We start from the raw sequence: 15,921 nt of genomic DNA, 5'->3' as shown, positions 1-15,921 counted from the left end.
AAAGTGTTAAAGCAGTTATATTATCGCCTAAGTGCAAAATGACCTCTGACTTCGAATTCTATATCATCCTTTTTTACATTGGCCAAAAACCAGTAGTCAGTCGAAGGCATATCATACCCATTATAGGTTCCGTCCCAACCTCTCGAAGTAGAGGTCAAAAACGCTATTTGCTTACCATATCTATCAAAAATATAGATCGTAGTACCTGGTAAAGTTTCTACACCTGTAATGTGCCAAGTATCGAAATAGCCATCATTATTTGGTGTCAAGAATTTTGGAGCATCAATCACCACAACTTCTTTCGTAATCTCAGCACATCCATTGAGGTCGATTACTGTTATAGTGTGATAGCCTAGTGGTACATTTTCAAATACGTTAGACTCTTGAGGTTCTCCATCATCCAAGATATACAGGTAATTACCTATACCGCTTATGGTTACTGTTATATTATTTGGATCAGAAAAGTCTACTGTTTCTGTCAACTCAATTGTTGCTTGTTCAGACTCTGATACTGCAAAGTGTTCTGTCGTTACACAACCTAGTGGTGTGGTAACCGTTACCCAATAGTTTCCTATTTCAGTAATTTCTATTTCTGGAGTTGTTTGATTTGTTGACCATAAGTATGTATCTCCTGGTTGATTTGTATTAGCACTTACATAAAGTGGTAAATTATCCAAGCATATTACTTGATCTGGAATATCTACTTCTGGTCTTGGATTGATAATGGTATTGAATTGTGTAAGGCTGTAACAACCTGTGTTGGTATTTTCAACCTTGGCAATAATTTCTTCACCATCAATAGCTTCATATTCTGATGGTAATTCGTTTATACCTGCTTCAGCATCACTAACGCTCGTGTAATAGCTAACGTTAAATATTGCTGGGTTTTGTCCTCCAAGAATACTATCGTTTTGTGTTGAAAGGTCAAATACCAAAAGTCCATCAAAATCGTCATCGCAAGCCTCCATATCGTTTGGCTCATTTGCCACTGGATTAGGATTCACCTGAAGGGTAAACGGATAAATAAAATAGCAGTGTGTTGTACTGTATTGTACTCTCACAAATAGTTGATCATTATTGGATTGGTACGTATAATTAGTATTTAATGCGTTTTCAGCATTTTCAGCATCAGTAAGGTTCGTATAGTAGGTATAAAGTATATTAAACGTATTTTCTGTTACCACTTCATTAATTTCTGTGAGGTCAAAACTGTTATCTTCGTTATCACAGATTTCATATGTCCCAAAATCATTGATTGCAGGAGGTAAATTGACAACTATATCAACAAGAACTGTAACATAGCAGTTTGAGATGGTATTATTGACCTTTACATATACTGTTTGTGGATTAGAAAGATTAGTATACGCTTCTGGATTATTGATAGCATTCTGATCATTATGTAGATCTTCTATAGTCTCGAAATACGAAATAACTATATCGTCTTGCCTTACATCTAAAATGTCTATTTCAGAAATTGTTAAGTCTACAGTAACAATCCCATCAAAATCATCATCGCAGACTGTCACAGTACTAGTAGCATTTGCTACTTCTGGTGATTGAATAACATTAAGTTCAAAAGAAGCTATTGAGTTACAAATAGTACCATTGTCTATTCTTGCGTAAATGGTTTGAGGATTAACAGTATTGGCAAATTCTAGAGGTAAAGCATTATTCCCACTTTCTGCATCCGATTGGGATGTATGGAATGTAATGTCTAATGTATCATTTATGCCTTGCGAAATTTCTTGAACTTTCAAGTTTAAATCAAACAATTCTGAGCCATCATTACTTAAATCATCGCACACAAACCAATCAGCAGGCATATTGAATTCTGGATTTGTTCCAACTTCTATGGTAAAAGATGATGTACCATAACAATCTTGGTCAGTTAAGTTTTCCACTCTAACAAAAATTGTTTGTGGGTTCGATATATTTTGATAAGCTAGTGTTTTATCAATGTCGTTAACACGATTATCGGCATCAGATTGATTTGTATAGTATAACACTTGCTTGCCTGTTTGCCCATCTAGGATTTCTAAATCTTTTGTTTCAAAAACAAAGTCCGCTACACCATCACTATTATTTTCACAGATGTTGTAACTATCTATTGCAGTAAAGACTGGTAGTGTGTTTACTATAATTTCGAATGATTCTGTAGAATGACATCCAGTAATATCATTTTCAATCCTTACAAAGATTGTTTCGGTTTGCGCATTGTATGGTGAAGCCATACTAATTGCGTTTGTATAAAAGTCTGCATCTGCCTGAGATGTATGGAAAGAGACTGTTCTATCTGTTAAATCTGGAGCTGTTTCAATAACTTTAGTATTCAAATCAACTAAACTGAAACCATCTTGATCATTATCACAGATAATAACATCTGAAGGCACAGAACTCAATGGTGCTGGAAGAACTTCTAATTGAAACGCTCCATCAGAATCTGCACATCCTGTTGTTGTACTTTGAATTCTGGGATAAAGGGTTATCGGATTTGTTGGGTTAGCATAAACTGTCGGCAAAGGATTCTCATTGTTATCTGCATCTGCTTGAGTGGCAAAATAAGTTACTGCAAATCCTGGCTGGCCTTGATTTACTAAATCATCGAATTGAGATAGGTCTATATTAGTAAACCCGTCTTGGTCCTCATCACAAACCTGAAGGTCTCCAACAGCCTCAAACTCTGTTATAGCGTTAATATCAAGCGTTATTTCATCAACCTCCTCACAGGTAGAATTACTTATCGTAATATATAATGTAAAAGGATATGAACTAGGTGTATACGGCTGAGATATATCAATTGGGTTTATAGCATTATCTCTATCACTTTCTGATTCATAAAATGTTACTGTAATTGTAGGGTCAGGTAAATCGTTAATGATAATGTTAGCGATATTAATAAGGTCGTGATTTTCAGTGCCATCATTATCAGTATCACATCTTGAGAAATCTCTAATGTTAGTTGCAGTTAATAATAAGTTAGAGTGAATTTCTAGAGGCGCAATAGAAGCACATCCTGTCAAATCATCAACTACTCTTACATAAATTATCTGCTCATCTTGAACTGCATTATCATAACTTGTAGGGTCTGGTATTGGATTTGCTCCGGTAGCTGCATCATCTTGCGTTTCGTGGTATGTAATACTTACACCTGTTAGCCCTTGTAAGATATCATCTATGGCATCTGTAAGATTAAATGTTGCAAAACCATCATGCTCCTGATCACAAGCATCTAGATATAAATCTTCAGTATTAATTACTGGGTTATCCAGTACTTGAACAGTTAATAAGCTAGTAGACGCACAACCCGTTTGTTGGTCAATAACTCTAACGAATAACTGTTCTGTTTGATTTGTATTCGTATATGGTAAACTGATGGGATTTACTCCAGAGTCTGCTTCACTCTGACTAAAATGATAGGTTACAAATAAGTTTGATTGCCCACTAGTAATCTCATCATCTTTGTCTGATAAGCTAATTGATGTAATTCCGTCTGCATTAGTATCATCGCACACTATTAATGGTGTTGGATCTATAATGCTTGGTAACGGATTAACTACAATATCAAATGAGGTATATGCTAAACATCCTGTATCCACATCTTCTACTCTCACAAAAATTGCTTGGCTGCTTGCTACATTTTGAATAGGTCCAGTAATTGGACAAGTATTATTCAGTGCACAAGATTCTAATAAATGATATGAAATATTATAGTTAGCAGATGGCAACGCGTTAAATACTTCTTCATCTTTTGTAGATAAATCAAAAATCTCAACGCCATCCATACTGATATCATCACAAAGCTCATAATCGGAAATTGGATCCATACTTTGTGTTGAACTCAACGTTATATTTACGTCGTCTTCTATTGTACAGGTAGACCCTGCTAAAGGTAATGTAATTACAACCTGATAATTTCCTGAAGCATTTGCATCAAATGTTGTTGCTGTAGCGCCATTAATTTCAGTTCCATTAAAAAACCACTGATACGTAGCATCTGGATTCCCAATATTTCCATCTAAAGTTATACTATCGGCACAAGTGCTTACATCATCTCCAAGATCTACTGAAGCACTAAAGCTATTTCCTTGTATAAAGACTGCCGAATCATAATTGGTGTCACGCTCGTCTGCAATAATTAACTTAATGTGGTATTGTACATCTGGTGTAATTGGTGCAGTAGCCGTTAGCGTTACAGTTCGTCCATTATAATTGGTGTCACCAATGCTATAACCATCAAAATATTGTCCGTTTTCTTCAGCACAAAAACCAACAATTTCTTCATGGATTGTATTGGTATTTACTGGTATTGAAGTTTGTGGTACAACAGCAATATTGGTATAAGGCCCATTACTTCCCGTCTCTCTAATTAGGAATGCAAATCCATCTGAATACTGGCATGGGAAATTCCCAAAGTACTCTTCTGATGCTAGGATATAGTTAAACTGAATTTGGTTTGTACTGGATATTACATCGAATTCAATTGATGTTGCATTTTGTGTTCCAGATAACCCTAAGGCAGTTTCAAGATCTGGATCTGTACCCCATGAGTCACTACCTTCATTTAAGACTGCTGAGTTTAAAGTGTTTCCTCCAGAACTTGCATTTCCTGTAGATAATATAATTCCATTTTCAAAAGGAAAGTTAGAATTAGATCGATCGAAATAACCAAAACTACCAAAGCCGTCAACAGATCCATTCACTGAAGAAGATATATTACTAACCTCCACACATCCTTGAATAAGGTGGTTCTGAACTAAATCTTGAGCTGATACAGAATTATCTATGCTGACTTGTTGAGGAAAGACCACTTGTCCTAACGCAAAAAGAAGTATTATGAGGGAAAGGTTAAGCGGTTTCATATCTAGGTTTAATGGGTTAATTTTATCGTTAAAAGGTTTTCCTAGCTAATTTTAATTTTAAATATCCAAAATAATAAGACAAGTAGCAATAAAATACGACGAAATGCATCAAACTTTAACATTTTAGTAAGAAAAAGATGATATTTATAGTTAAACCATCATCTTATAGTATAAATTACATAATATAAAACACGTAAAGTCCCAATTATTTAATTACTGTTGAATACTCTTTTATCAAAAGAAGTGGTATTTTTCAATAATAGATTAGTGTAAATCTTGTAGGAAATTTTTCTGTCGTAGCCATCCAGCATACCAAGAATAGTATGCTAGTGAGTCATTAAATCTTTAATCTCCACATTACTATTAGATTCATAATCACACATTCCTATACTTGGTGCTGGGGCAATTGGCATTTTATTCATAGTGAGTTTGAAAACTAATACCATTTATTATTTAAAACTATAAGTAGTAATATTGGATACCAAATAAAAAAGACAAACAACACTTTAAATTAACGTTTGTAGGTTTTTATTTACAAATGAAATTATTACGTCGATGTCGGAATTAATAGTTCACATAAACCCATCCGTTGAGTGCATCGTAATTTGGGTCGTTTAAGTAGAGAATGTAAAAATAAGTGCCAACTGGAACCAACTTTCCTCGATTATTAATACCTCTGTTGGTGATGCCGTCCCATTTTTTATCATTATTACCTTCAAAAATCAGTACACCATGTCTATTATAAATCAGTAGTTGATGATCTTCAAAAATGTTATATAATCCTTGAATATTGAACCAATCGTTCTTATTGTCTGTATTGGGAGAAAAACCTTGTGGTACGACAGGAGGACAGTTTTCAACCTCAAGTTCTAAAGCATAACTTCGATAGCATGGAATGTCTTCTACCCTAATATATACAGTTTGAGGGTTAGTAATATTATTATACGCTTCGGGATCATTTATCTGATTCTCCCCAGCTTCTAAACCTTCTAATGTTTCATAAAATGAAATATCTCCTGTTATAGATTCAATCTGATTTTGAGCAAGTTCCACAAGGTTAAATATTGCTGAGTCAAATCCTTCATCACATAATAATTCACCAGAAAGCGTAATCAGTTCAGGTGTTTGAAGTAATTCAATATTAATAGAAAAGGTATTGTTATCTTCTACTATCTCTGTAACTATTCCTAAGCCAGTTCCATCGTCATCAACAACCAGAACTAATTCAAAATTATAGTCAATAGATTCTGGTATCAATAGAGTTATATTATTCGCTTCACTCCCATTTATCGGAATCACATTAATTGTATTACTCTGGCCAACCAAAATGCCATCTGCATAAAACGCAATCGGAGTTCCAGATGGTAGTGGATCGGTACTATTAGTATTGCTAACAGTATATTCTAACTCTACTGTTCTCAATCCACAACTAACTCCAAAGTTATCAGCTACAATCGTAGCATCTGGTAATTGGCTATTCAACACTGTAATTACATTATTGATCATCACAAAATCCTGACCTGAAGTGAGGTTTATAGTAGCTGTGGTATCACCTATATTAATATTGTCTTGGATATCGTATACGTCAATATCCATATTGTATAAATCTGTAGCGCCTGTGAAACTATTGGTGCCATTAAAGGCATTGTTTAATGGATTTAAAGGAGGATTACCAATAACATTTCCATTGATAGTTAATTGCTCATTTACTGCAAGAGCTGCATCGCCTTCCCAGGCTACAAAGCCAATCTTAGCTCCTTCGTTGTCGAGAACGTTAAGGTTGTCTAGCGTAATCATGAGGTTGGTTGGCACACTTTGTAAACCATCATAGACGTTAACTTGGTTGAGCGGAAGGTCACTATCTTCATAAATAACAGTTATCGCCCAACCAGCGAAATTGGTTCCTGTTGGACAATATGGTGGTATTGTGGTGCTGATATCAAACTCAGATAATGTATAAGTTGTACTGCTTTGATTCTCTATTAGTGTGGTTACATCTGCAAAAGCAGCAAAAAATACTCGTGTTGGATCTAGAGCATCATTAAAAACTCGCTCTGCAGAAATAGGCTGCCCATTAAGTTCAACATCTAAATCTCCGTTGCCTGAGCCAGCCCAATACAAATAGGCTGCAATAATGGTCTGATCTGCATCCAGGCTTAAATCGGCTGAGGAAGATGTAATAATATCACAAGTATTCAACGGTCCGTTTTCAACTAAATTCAGGGTATTGCCAATAGCTGTATAATCGTACCGGCCATTAAACTGCTGATAAAGAGATACATCTTGTGCTATGCTAAGTTGAGGGAAACCCAGTAAGAATAGAAAGAATATAACCAGTATAGGTTTCACTTAGAGCAATTTTTATTGCCAAATTACGAAAATAATTGAGTTTGAAAATGTGAAAGACACCGAAGTCAAAAATATTTAAACCATTAATTATTTTCCCTTAGGAGAACAGACCTCGGTGTCAACAGTATAATCTAAAGATACGAATATTTAATACAACTTGTGTAACTTTAAGCCTAGATCTAGTACAGATTAATAAAGAATTGAAATGAATGGATTTGATATAGTAATGGTTATGGCCATTATTTTGTTTGCAAGATTGGGTGTGCGATTGGTTACAGAATATATAAAATTAAAAAAGGCACAAAAAGAAGAGAACTCCAATGATTAACTTTTTAAAGCGTCTTAAAAATAAAAAGCGATCTTGCTAGGACAATAATGCTAAAAATCTTTAGAAATATTAGAAAAAATAATCTTATGAAAGGTAAAACAACGCAATACCTTAAGTACGCTTTTGGTGAAATAATTCTAGTAATGATAGGTATACTCTTGGCGTTACAAGTTAATAATTGGAATGAAGACCGAAAGCTTAAGACTCAGCTCAACACCATTCTCAAAACCATTAAAGAAGACCTTAAAACCGATACCATAGTTGTCTCTGGAATTGTACAGTTTTACGATACGATAAACAAGTATAGTCACAAGTATATTAATAAAGAAATTAATGTTGAAAACATAGATAGTTTCCCTATTTGTAGAAGTTTGATAACACTTTATCAACCTATGACTATCCAGAAAAAAGGCTATAAACTTTTAGAAAATTATTCTCAAGTCACCACTAATAAATCTGACTCTTTATATATAGACATTGGACAATTTTATGCCTTGTACGAATCTACAATTGAAAATAATAATGACATGATAAAAACCGAAGTTTTGAATAATCTTGAGTTTTTTAAAAAACAACCTTGGTTTCTAGACTGGTCACAAGGTAGAGTTACTGAGGAGATAAGAGCATACTTTGGTGAAAGCATGGATTATAGAAATCGTGTTGTGGGCAATAATATATTGGCTACGAGTAATCATCAAGCCATATTAAAACGATACAAAAACGACGTTACAGAATTATTAACGCTTATTAATAATCGGCTTGAACCGTCTGAATAGTGTAACAATAAAAGCATAAAACCATCTTATAGTAAAGCTATTATGAAATCTATTTACGTCTTGTGCTTCCTTTTTGCTTGTCAACTTAGTTTTGGGCAAACAATCAAAACACATAAAGTTATTGAAGATGATACACTTTATGTAAGCTACATAAATCCTTTTGCTGCACCTATCGAAGTCAAAATAAGTATCAAAGACTCTCTAAAGGATCAAATGAAGGCGAAAAGCTATGCTGTTCTCTACCCGAATGACACTTTAAAAAATGGTATGAGTTTACCTTTAAAAATAATCAAGGACACAGCTAATATTTCTTCTAACGATTATATTGATTTCAATGGAAAGTTTGGAGACCCAAACCTGGAGCCAGACCTAAAACACTTATACACATTACCATATCAAAAAGGCAGAAAATATAAGATTATCCAGGGGTTTAAAGGCAAGTTTTCTCATAGTTCTAAGCACTCAAAATATGCTTACGATTTTAGTACCCAAATAGGTGACACTATCGTCGCAGCTAGAGATGGCGTTGTAATTTTCACCAAAGACAATTCCAAAGAACGAGGTGGTAGAGAAGCGATGGGAAAAGCGAACAAGATTATCGTATATCATGATGATGGTACTTTTGCGCATTACGTACATTTAGATTATAAAGGCTTATTGGTTAAAACCGGAGATACTGTAAAAACAGGTCAAAACATAGGCATTTCTGGTTATACTGGATTCACTACGACGCCACATTTACATTTCGTCGTCATGAAATATGGAAGTGAAGCCATACCGATTTACTTTAAAGATTACCCAAGAAAACCTTTAAAACAAGGTAAACATTATAGGCGAAGATTATAAGTCTCTATAAAAGGTTAGTCCGTTTTTACTTAGATCGTAAAATGCAAACTCTCGTGTTCCCCAAGCTGTGTTTTTAAGCGAAGTGTGTTCATGAAAAACACCTCTATCACTATACTCTTCAAAAAGCAGATCTACCTCATCAACATATATTCTAAGCGACAACGCATCTAAACCTGCTTTCCACTCCTCTTCGGCATGCCATTGTAAATGCAACTCTATACCATCTCTTATAACGCCTGCATACATTGGGTTATCGCCAGCATCCTTGAATGCTATGGTAAACCCTAATCGCTCTGTGTAATACGTTATAGCTTCCGAAACATTTTTTACCGGAATCACAGGATGAACTTGTTTGAGAAAAGCTTTTGACATCATCTAGTTCCTTACTTTACCTTGAAACACACTCACTTTAGAGTTAAACGGATTACCTGAAGATCTTCTAAATGAAACTACTTGCCCGCAGTGCCAAAGCGCATCTGCAATTGGTCCATTGATATTATTCCAAAAAGGAAACTCAGAAGTTCCTCTATCGCTCTTAAAGATGAGTTTATAATCTGCTAGATCAGTTTTGCCTCTAAGGATATCTGCTGCTGTTTTGAAATTTATGAGCGTCTGCTTTCTTTTCTCAGTGAAACTAAGTTCCTGTTCTTTAACCGTACGATCATTAGTCTTCTGTAACGCAGCATTCACAATAACTTTGGACAATCCATAAATATGATCAATAGTTTCTCCAGCTGTTCTGGCCATATCGCTTGGTCGATGTGCTAAGTCTTTTTCAGTAAGTCCGTCTGTAGCATGGTAATAGCGAAATCCTAAGCCATCAATCATTCTGGCAGCAACAGAGCCTGCTGTATAATCTTCAGGATAATCAGGGATTTGATGATATGGTAATTCTTCTTGTTGAGCATTCAACCCAATAGCTATGAAGCTAAACAAGCATATAAAAATAGATTTCATAGTTAGTTTTTAATGTTTTTTATATTCGGGATTGGGTTCACACCATACTTATCAAACAAATATACCAACGAGGTCATCGTTCCAGCTCCAAGTTCTAACTCGCGCTTATTAACATGCTCAAAGGTATCATTACTAGCATGATGATGATCAAAATAACGTTGGCTATCTGGTCTAAGTCCAGCCAATACAATACCATCAACCTTAAGTGGGTTAATATCTGCGCCTCCATAGCCTTTTTCAAAGTAATGGATCAAATATGGTTTAAATAAAGGCTCCCATTGTTTCACTTGATTGAGATTAGCATCACTACAATCAAAAGAAAATCCTCTAGGTGTAAAACCTCCTGAATCACTTTCGAGTGCAAAGATGTGGTTCTCACCTTTTGCTTTTGCTACTTCAGCATATTTATTTCCACCTCGCAAACCATTTTCTTCATTCATAAATAGTACTACTCTAATCGTACGTTTTGGTGTAATTCCGCTTTCTTTAAGTAGTCGCAAAACATCCATAGATTGCACTACACCTGCCCCATCATCGTGAGCGCCATCTCCAAGGTCCCAGGAATCTAGGTGTCCACCAACAACAATAATTTCGTTTGGATATTCACTACCTGTTATTTGTCCAATCACATTATACGATTGTACATCTGGTAATTGCTTGCAATTCTGTCTGAAGAAAAATTTAATATCCTTATTGAGTGCTAACATTCCACTAAGCAATTCTGCATCATTGGTACTTATTGCAGCAGAAGGAATACGTTTATCGACTGGCAAATCACCATAAGACATTGCTCCTGTATGTGGAAAATCGTCTAAGCGCAAATTCATAGATCTTACAATGACTCCTACTGCTCCATAGTCAGCAGCTATTTTAGCTCCAGCATAACGCTGGTTTACACAGCCTCCATAAGCTTCAAAAGTGTTTATAAGAACTGCTTGCATTGGTCTATTGAAGAACACTATCTTACCTTGGATATTTTCTTTGCCCAGGTCTTCTAATTCCTTAAAAGATTTTACCTCAACGATTCCAGCTTTTAACCCAGTTGGATTAGTGGCAACCGAACCTCCCAGAGCGCAAATATTGACATTCGTAGTTTGTCCAGGGCCTGTTTCGATATAGGCAAACTCCTTTGCTCCTCTCACCCACTTAGGCACCATAACTGGTTGTAACCATACTTTATCCAAGCCTAGAGACTCTAATTCTTTCTTGGTGTACTCTACCGCTAATTCGGCATTTAACGAACCGGACAATCTCCCTCCAATTTGATTGGACAAATAATCTAGCCACTCATAGCTTTTGCCGTTAGTTAATGTTTGATGGTAAATTGTCTTTAGCACCTCCTCGTCCGATTGAGAAAACGAACTTGCAAAGGCGATAATTAATACGATTGAGAATAGTTTCTTCATGGGTTAACTTTAAAGCTTAAAGATACTACTTAAAAGTTTTTCGAATTTAAAAAAGTGTTAAACCTATTTCGGAAAATCTTGTTTTATCTTTTGAATCAATTCATCCAGACCATTGATCTTAATCTCGTAGATCTGCTGCATCATGAGACCGAGTTTACCGTTAGGAAATCCTTTTTGCTTAAACCAGGTGTAGTAGTACTCCGGAATATCTATTAAATATTCATTCTTATACTTCCCAAAAGGCATTTTGTAGTGCGCTAGCTCAATGAGCTTTTCTTTCTCTAAATTGACCATTATTTTGAAGCGAATTCATCAAGCTTTTCAAGCTCTACTGCTATCAACTTTTCCCACTCCAATTGGGCTTCGATATTTATGGAATGATTACTCTGTGTATCGTAGGCGTGTTGTGTATCCTTTAATTGTTTATTTACTAGGGCATGAAGTTCATCCAATTGTCTTGGAACCCTGTTTGAAGGACGAAGTTTACTTACTGCTTCACGAAGTTTTCTAACATGTAATTCTGTAATATCAAAGTGCAGTTGTTCGTGTCTAAGAATATGGTCATTGGCATGTTCTTTTACTACCCAGGATTTTTCAGGATAAAAATGCGAAGAGATTCTAGCATCAAATTCAACGATACTTCCATTTAGTTTTTGAACTGAATACCCAAAAGTAATTCCTGAAGCTGTTAAGGCTACTGCTGTGGTTCCTGTAACGGGTTCTGCTTTGAAGTCTTGCCAGGTTAGCTTACGCGCTTTGCTCCAAGAAATCGTTTCTAATTGCTGAGGAATCAGAAATAGCAAGGCTACAAAAGCGAAAACTGTTCTAATCATTATTTATAGATAAATACCTGTAGATGAAAACGGCTACTCTATCTGCTTTATTGCTTTGCTTCTACAATTTGCAAATCTTGGTATTTCACGATATAAGCGGCTTCATTATAATAACCTCCAAAAAGCTTCTTACTGTATCTAAATTTATTCTCAAGATACTCTGTTTCGATATCACTACCTGATGCTTCATACATATTATCATTTGAAGCTAGTCTTAGCAATACATCCAAAGTAAGATCAAAACCTCTTACTGCATACTTATTCGGTGCTACTTTGTATCTTGACTTATAGGCCTTGATAAATCCATCATTCTTATCTTCAAAAACCTTGTTAGATGATGGATAATGAAATGCCAGATTGGACAAATGCATATTCTGAATACTCTCACCATCAAAAGCTCTATTCTTATCTGTAGTCATCAAGATTACTTCGATATCTTCAGGCTTTATTCTTACACGGTTTTCATCAAAATCTAATCCATTGAGCATACTGGTAATATTAGATACAAAACCTTCATTTTCTGTTTCCAGGAATACTACATTCTTTCCTCTAACAAATAAGTGCTCAATGTCGCTTGTCAACAAATAAAAGCTATCCTTACCTTCTTTATTCTTTCTAGAATAAACTTGCTTAGCGTTAGAAAAATGAGACTTCAAAGTATTACTCAATGTCTTATGGTCATGATCGGCTATAATAATAATGTTGGTAATGGTAGAATCTGCCTTAACAAATTCTATCATCTTATCTCTTAGCTGTTTTCTTGATGGTACCGTTTGAAATACATTATCATATATCTTCTTAGCCTGAGCTAAAGGTGAAACCATTGGTACTCTATCAGATTTTAGAGCATTTGCCATTCTGTCAAAATTTGAAGGCATTAAAGGTCCGATTACTGCATCGTAGCCAGAAAAATCATTTTCATTTAAGATGTTTCTTATCTCGCTTATCTGATTTTGAGTATCAAATACTTTAAGGTTCGTTGAGATTCCTAATTGTTTTGCAGAATCTAATGCCATTAATACTCCAGAATGAAAATCTAGAGTCATGCTTAAGAGTCTATCATTACGAATCAAAGATTTTGCTTCCTGTATAGTATCTACATCAATTCTATTAAGTTGAAAAGGAAGTAATAAAGCAATTTCCTTTTCACTGTAATTTTTTATGGAATTGGCAAGGTTTGTATTGTCTAAATCTACATTATTGGTCTCTAAATTAGACTCTACATCTGCAGGAACCTTTAGCACCATTCCCGCTTTTAAACCGCCTTCTTTGAGTTCAGGGTTTAAAGCTTCAAGCTCTTCTTGGGTCAATCCAAGTTTCACTTTCAATCTGTAAAATCCTTCCTTAGGCTGAACTTCATAATAATTATAGTTCTCTTCTGTTTGCTTCTCTTCATTGTCAGCAATGTTTGGAACATTGAGTTCATCTCCAGGTTGAAGCACAGCATTCATTGTTGGGTTTAACGCTTCCAACTCATCAACAGTAATTCCAAACTTATAGGCAACTCTCCATTTGCCTTCTTTTGGTAATACCTTATACTTTTTTAGCGTGTTCTTAAGGCTTACCTTATTAATTATCGTTTTAAATCTAGGAATTCTAAGTCTATCGCCTTTTCTTAGATTCTCCGCGTACAGAAAGGTGTTGTATTTTTTTATATCTTCAATCTCAACATCATACTTCTGCGAAATGCTAAATAGAGTTTCTTTTCGCTTAGTTTTATGTTTTTTAAAGCCTATAACTTCTTTAGTTTCTGATGACTCTTCTGTGTTTTTTACTTTTGAATTTGGAATGATCAACACCATGTTTGGTGCAAACTTTGATTTGGCATCCGGATTGAGCGCATAAATATCAAACGGTGTTACCAAATACTTACTCGCAATGGATTCAATCGTTTCGCCTTCAACTATTTTGTGTGTCTTGAATTCTTGCGCTTCTACAAAACATGTAAAAGCAAAAAACGTGATAGCTATTAAAACTATTCTCTTCATATAGTGATTAATCTTTATTCCCATTCTATGGTCGCTGGTGGTTTAGAGCTGATATCATACACTACTCTATTAACGCCTTTGACCTTGTTTATTATATCATTAGAGACTTTTTGTAGAAACTCATAGGGTAAATTTACCCAGTCTGCCGTCATTCCATCTGTACTTTCTACTGCTCTTAATGCTACGCATTTTTCATAAGTTCGTTCATCTCCCATTACACCAACACTATTTACTGGAAGTAAAATAGCACCTGCTTGCCAAACCTTGTCGTACAAATTCCAATCGCGTAGTCCATTAATAAAAATAGCATCTACCTCTTGTAATATACGAACTTTTTCAGCAGTTAGATCTCCCAAAATTCGTATTGCCAATCCTGGACCAGGAAATGGATGCCTTCCTAATAAGTTCTTATCCATTCCCATCGAAGCACCTACGCGTCTTACTTCATCTTTGAAAAGCATTTTTAATGGCTCAACAATTTTCAACTTCATAAAATCTGGCAATCCGCCTACATTATGATGACTCTTTATGGTCGCACTTGGTCCTCCAGTTGCTGAGACACTCTCAATAACATCTGGATAAATTGTGCCTTGTGCCAGCCATTTTACATCTTCAATTAGATGTGCTTCATCATCAAAAACCTCAATGAACACACGACCTATAGTTTTTCTTTTTTCTTCAGGATCGCTCTTTCCAGCCAGAGCATCCAAAAAGCGTGCCGAAGCATCAACACCTTTTACATTTAGCCCCATACCTTCATACTGCTTAAGGACATCTGTAAACTCGTTTTTGCGCAGTAATCCATTATTTACAAAAATGCAATATAGGTTCTCACCTATGGCTTTATGCAAAAGCATCGCTGCTACAGAAGAATCTACGCCTCCAGATAATCCCAAAACCACTTTGTCATTACCGAGTTGATTCTTTAAAGAGTCGACTGTTTCTTCCACAAAAGCATTTGGTGTCCAATCTTGTTTTACACCAGCAACTTTCACTAGAAAGTTTTCTAGTAATGTTCTGCCATCTGTAGAATGATATACTTCTGGATGAAATTGGATTGCATAGGTTTCTTCTCCTTCAATCTTATATGCAGCATTCTTAACATCATTAGTGCTCGCTAACAATACTGCATTATCTGGAAGGTCTTTAATCGTATCACTGTGACTCATCCATACCTGACTGCCTTCAGAAATACCTTTAAAAAGCTGATTGCTGTTTGCGATGTACGATAAATTAGCTCTTCCATATTCTCTGGTATTTGAAGGTGCTACTTCTCCGCCAGAAAAATGAGCCAGATATTGTGCACCATAGCATACTCCTAGCAGTGGCTTCTTACCTCGTATCTCAGATAAATCTGGATGAAGCACATCTTCGCCTCTAACGGAGTTAGGGCTACCAGACAGAATTACTGCCTTATAGCTGTCTATATCTTCAGGAATTTTGTTGAAAGGAACTATCTCGGAATAGGTGTTAAGCTCTCTAACACGTCGACCAATAAGCTGTGTATATTGGGAACCGAAATCTAAAATTAAAATCTTGTCGTGTTGCATGCGCAAAAATAGTAATTGATTTAGGATTT

At 35.4% G+C, this 15,921-nt stretch carries 11 protein-coding genes; 2 read left to right on the top strand and 9 right to left on the bottom strand.

The window, feature by feature from the left end:
• Positions 1 to 20: 20 nt before the first annotated feature.
• Positions 21 to 4,859: a T9SS type B sorting domain-containing protein gene (locus NCE97_RS11125; RefSeq protein ID WP_353779307.1), complete on the bottom strand. Its 4,839-nt coding sequence runs from the start codon at positions 4,857 to 4,859 to the stop codon at positions 21 to 23.
• Between the two features lie 564 nt (positions 4,860 to 5,423).
• Positions 5,424 to 7,208: a T9SS type B sorting domain-containing protein gene (locus tag NCE97_RS11120; protein WP_353779306.1), complete on the bottom strand. Its 1,785-nt coding sequence runs from the start codon at positions 7,206 to 7,208 to the stop codon at positions 5,424 to 5,426.
• A gap of 414 nt (positions 7,209 to 7,622) precedes the next feature.
• Between NCE97_RS11120 and NCE97_RS11115 the strand changes: the two genes are divergently transcribed.
• Together NCE97_RS11115 and NCE97_RS11110 are read left to right on the top strand one after the other, a co-directional pair.
• The gene (locus NCE97_RS11115; protein WP_353779304.1) at positions 7,623 to 8,312 is read left to right on the top strand and encodes a DUF6090 family protein; all 690 of its coding nucleotides are present in this window, start codon (positions 7,623 to 7,625) and stop codon (positions 8,310 to 8,312) included.
• Positions 8,313 to 8,354: 42 nt separating this feature from the next.
• Positions 8,355 to 9,158: a M23 family metallopeptidase gene (locus tag NCE97_RS11110; protein WP_353779303.1), complete on the top strand. Its 804-nt coding sequence runs from the start codon at positions 8,355 to 8,357 to the stop codon at positions 9,156 to 9,158.
• On the opposite strand, the gene NCE97_RS11105 is transcribed toward NCE97_RS11110, so the two are convergent.
• From NCE97_RS11105 to guaA, 7 genes are all read right to left on the bottom strand, one after another.
• On the bottom strand, positions 9,153 to 9,533 hold the full coding sequence (locus NCE97_RS11105) for a VOC family protein (RefSeq protein WP_353779301.1): 381 nt from the start codon (positions 9,531 to 9,533) through the stop codon (positions 9,153 to 9,155). The two genes, NCE97_RS11110 and NCE97_RS11105, sit on opposite strands and share 6 nt — an antisense overlap.
• Positions 9,534 to 10,115, bottom strand: coding sequence for a hypothetical protein (locus NCE97_RS11100; RefSeq protein ID WP_353779299.1), 582 nt, complete (start codon positions 10,113 to 10,115; stop codon positions 9,534 to 9,536).
• 2 nt (positions 10,116 to 10,117) lie between these two features.
• Entirely contained in the window at positions 10,118 to 11,521 is a 1,404-nt protein-coding gene (locus tag NCE97_RS11095) for a M20/M25/M40 family metallo-hydrolase (RefSeq protein ID WP_353779297.1), read from the bottom strand.
• A gap of 63 nt (positions 11,522 to 11,584) precedes the next feature.
• Positions 11,585 to 11,815 (bottom strand): DUF3820 family protein, encoded by a 231-nt coding sequence (locus tag NCE97_RS11090; protein WP_353779296.1) that lies wholly within the window; start codon positions 11,813 to 11,815, stop codon positions 11,585 to 11,587.
• Complete coding sequence (locus tag NCE97_RS11085; protein WP_353779295.1) at positions 11,815 to 12,354, bottom strand: DUF922 domain-containing protein; 540 nt, start codon at positions 12,352 to 12,354, stop codon at positions 11,815 to 11,817. Before NCE97_RS11085 ends, NCE97_RS11090 begins: the two co-directional genes overlap by 1 nt.
• A gap of 47 nt (positions 12,355 to 12,401) precedes the next feature.
• Positions 12,402 to 14,342 (bottom strand): LysM peptidoglycan-binding domain-containing protein, encoded by a 1,941-nt coding sequence (locus tag NCE97_RS11080; RefSeq protein WP_353779293.1) that lies wholly within the window; start codon positions 14,340 to 14,342, stop codon positions 12,402 to 12,404.
• A 14-nt stretch (positions 14,343 to 14,356) separates the two neighbouring features.
• Positions 14,357 to 15,892 (bottom strand): glutamine-hydrolyzing GMP synthase, encoded by a 1,536-nt coding sequence (gene guaA / locus NCE97_RS11075; RefSeq protein WP_353779292.1) that lies wholly within the window; start codon positions 15,890 to 15,892, stop codon positions 14,357 to 14,359.
• Positions 15,893 to 15,921: the final 29 nt, after the last annotated feature.

This window comes from Winogradskyella sp. 3972H.M.0a.05 (assembly GCF_040493455.1).
Classification (GTDB): Bacteria; Bacteroidota; Bacteroidia; order Flavobacteriales; family Flavobacteriaceae; genus Microcosmobacter.
This window is presented reverse-complemented; position numbering and strand designations above follow the sequence as displayed.

Excerpts from the sequence above, each read along its gene's own strand:
- NCE97_RS11085 (WP_353779295.1), bottom strand. The coding sequence starts at position 12,354 with ATGATTAGAACAGTTTTCGCTTTTGTAGCCTTGCTATTTCTGATTCCT.
- NCE97_RS11115 (WP_353779304.1), top strand. The coding sequence starts at position 7,623 with ATGAAAGGTAAAACAACGCAATACCTTAAGTACGCTTTTGGTGAAATA.
- NCE97_RS11080 (WP_353779293.1), bottom strand. The coding sequence starts at position 14,342 with ATGAAGAGAATAGTTTTAATAGCTATCACGTTTTTTGCTTTTACATGT.
- guaA (WP_353779292.1), bottom strand. The coding sequence starts at position 15,892 with ATGCAACACGACAAGATTTTAATTTTAGATTTCGGTTCCCAATATACA.
- NCE97_RS11090 (WP_353779296.1), bottom strand. The coding sequence starts at position 11,815 with ATGGTCAATTTAGAGAAAGAAAAGCTCATTGAGCTAGCGCACTACAAA.
- NCE97_RS11095 (WP_353779297.1), bottom strand. The coding sequence starts at position 11,521 with ATGAAGAAACTATTCTCAATCGTATTAATTATCGCCTTTGCAAGTTCG.
- NCE97_RS11125 (WP_353779307.1), bottom strand. The coding sequence starts at position 4,859 with ATGAAACCGCTTAACCTTTCCCTCATAATACTTCTTTTTGCGTTAGGA.
- NCE97_RS11100 (WP_353779299.1), bottom strand. The coding sequence starts at position 10,115 with ATGAAATCTATTTTTATATGCTTGTTTAGCTTCATAGCTATTGGGTTG.
- NCE97_RS11110 (WP_353779303.1), top strand. The coding sequence starts at position 8,355 with ATGAAATCTATTTACGTCTTGTGCTTCCTTTTTGCTTGTCAACTTAGT.
- NCE97_RS11105 (WP_353779301.1), bottom strand. The coding sequence starts at position 9,533 with ATGATGTCAAAAGCTTTTCTCAAACAAGTTCATCCTGTGATTCCGGTA.